A 2116-nucleotide genomic window follows, 5' to 3' on the forward strand; every position below is an offset into this window, starting at 1 on the left:
TCCTCGGCGGCCGGCCGCGAGCGCGCGCGCGATCGTGGTCGCGGAGCCGGTGGGCATCCAGCCGTTCGAGGCCGATCGGATCATCGTGCGCGAGGCCGGCGGCTCGCTCTCGTTCCTCGGCGGCGGCCAATGGGCCGATCGCCTGCCGCGCCTGATCCAGACCCGGATCATCCAGAGCCTGGAGAATGCCGGCCGCCTGCGCTCGGTCTCGCGCCCCGGCGACAAGGTCGTGGCCGACTACCAGCTCATCTCCGAGATCCGCGCCTTCGACATCGCGGCCGGCACCGGCGAGGCGGTGGTGGACATCTCGGCCAAGCTGGTCGCCGACGGCACCGGCAAGGTGGTCGCGGCCCGGATCTTCACGGCGCGCGTGCCCGTCACCGCGGTCGATGCCGGCAACGGCGCGCGGGCGCTCGACCAGGCGCTCGGCACCGTGCTCGCGGACCTGGTGCGCTGGGTGAACGGCGGGCGCTGAGCGCCCGGGCCGCTCACTCCATCACCGCCGCCTTCATGATCACCACCATCGTCGCGCGGCCCGGCACGTCGCCGGTGCAGCGGACGACGTGCTGGCGGTCGCAGCGGTAGCGCAGGGTCTCGCCGGCCCTCGCGCGCTGAACGACGCCGCCGATGTCGACCTCGAAGCAGCCCTCCGAGACCGAGAGCGATTCGACCGAGCCGCGCTGGTGCGGATCGGAATCGAGCACCCCGCCCGGGTCGGCCGAGACCTCGTACCATTGCAGCCACTCGATGGTCTTGACCCAGCCGATGATCGCCAGCCGCACCTTGCCGTCCTCGGAGACGAGGATCGGCGTGTCGGCGCGCGAGGACTTCTCGATGAAGGGCTCCTCGTCGTTGGCCGCCAGCACCCGCTCGATCGAGACGTCGAGCGCCTGCGACAGGCGCCAGATCGTCGCCAGCGTCGGGTTGGTCTCGTTGCGCTCGATCTGGCTGATGATCGACTTGGCGACGCCGGATTGCTCGGCGAGCTCCGACAGCGAGAGGTTGTAGGCCTTGCGCAGGCGCTGGATCGTCTTGCCGAGCTGTCCCGACAGCACGGCCGCTCCGCTCAGCATGTCCCGGCCCCGACCCGGCCGTTCCGCCTGTTCCTGCATCGCCGAAGCCATCCGCATTCCGCCATCGCGTTCCGTTTATCGGAACGAACGTGCGCTACTACAAACGCAATCCCCCCGCGGATGCAAGGCGACCGGCGCGGATGCGGCAGCGTGCCGGCTCGGCGTTCAGGCCCAGATCGCGAAGAAGTGGTGGACCGGCCCATGCCCCTCGCCGATCGCGAGGTCGTCGGCGGCGGCGATCGCGGCGGCGACGTAGGCCTTGGCGGCGCGGACCGCCGCCTCGAGGCCAAGGCCCTTCGCGAGGCCGGCGGCGACGGCGGCCGACAAGGTGCAGCCGGTGCCGTGGGTGTTGCGCGTCGGGTGGCGTGCGCCCGAGAAGCGCCGCACCAGCCCCTCCGAGGTCAGCAGATGATCGACGCTCTCGTCGCCCGCGGCATGGCCGCCCTTGATCAGCACGCCGTGGGCGCCCGCGGCGACGAGGCGCCTGGCCTGCGCGGCCGAGCCGTTCTCGTCGGCGGCCGGTGCCTCGTCGAGAAGGCTCGCCGCCTCGGGCAGGTTCGGGGTGATCAGGTCGGCGAGCGGCATCAGGCGGCTGCGGAGCAGCATCACCGCGTCGTCCGAAATCAACCGGTCGCCGCTGGTGGCGACCATCACCGGATCGAGCACCACCGGGATGCGCCGCGGGATGGCGTGGCGCTCGAGCGCCGCGGCCACGGCCTCGATCACCGCCGGCTGCGACAGCATCCCGATCTTCACCGCCGTCACGGCGAGGTCGGAGAAGACGCTGTCGATCTGCGCGGCGACGAAGTCGGCGGGCACGTCGTGGATGCCCTGGACGCCGCGCGTGTTCTGCGCGGTCAGCGCCGTGATCGCGCTGGCGCCGTAGACGCCGAGCGCCGAGAAGGTCTTGAGATCGGCCTGGATCCCGGCGCCGCCGCCCGAATCCGATCCTGCGATGGTCAGCGCGATCGGCGTCATCGGGCGGCTCCCCGTTCGACCAGCGCCGCGTCGACCCGCGCCCGCAGGTCGCGCGCCCGGCCCTC

General features: G+C 72.2%; 3 protein-coding genes. 1 reads left to right on the forward strand and 2 read right to left on the reverse strand.

The window, feature by feature from the left end; translation table 11 throughout:
• The coding region (locus FV223_RS26005; RefSeq protein WP_147729640.1) for an ABC-type transport auxiliary lipoprotein family protein at positions 1–475 on the forward strand (475 nt) is incomplete at its 5' end.
• A 13-nt stretch (positions 476–488) separates the two neighbouring features.
• Here the strand turns inward: FV223_RS26005 and FV223_RS26010 are convergent.
• Positions 489–1112, reverse strand: a complete 624-nt coding sequence (locus FV223_RS26010; RefSeq protein WP_147729642.1) for an XRE family transcriptional regulator — start codon at positions 1110–1112, stop codon at positions 489–491.
• Between the two features lie 126 nt (positions 1113–1238).
• Positions 1239–2051: a bifunctional hydroxymethylpyrimidine kinase/phosphomethylpyrimidine kinase gene (thiD, locus tag FV223_RS26015; protein WP_147729641.1), complete on the reverse strand. Its 813-nt coding sequence runs from the start codon at positions 2049–2051 to the stop codon at positions 1239–1241.
• Positions 2052–2116: the final 65 nt, after the last annotated feature.

The sequence above is a fragment of the Methylobacterium sp. WL116 genome (assembly GCF_008039455.1).
Classification (GTDB): domain Bacteria; phylum Pseudomonadota; class Alphaproteobacteria; order Rhizobiales; family Beijerinckiaceae; genus Methylobacterium.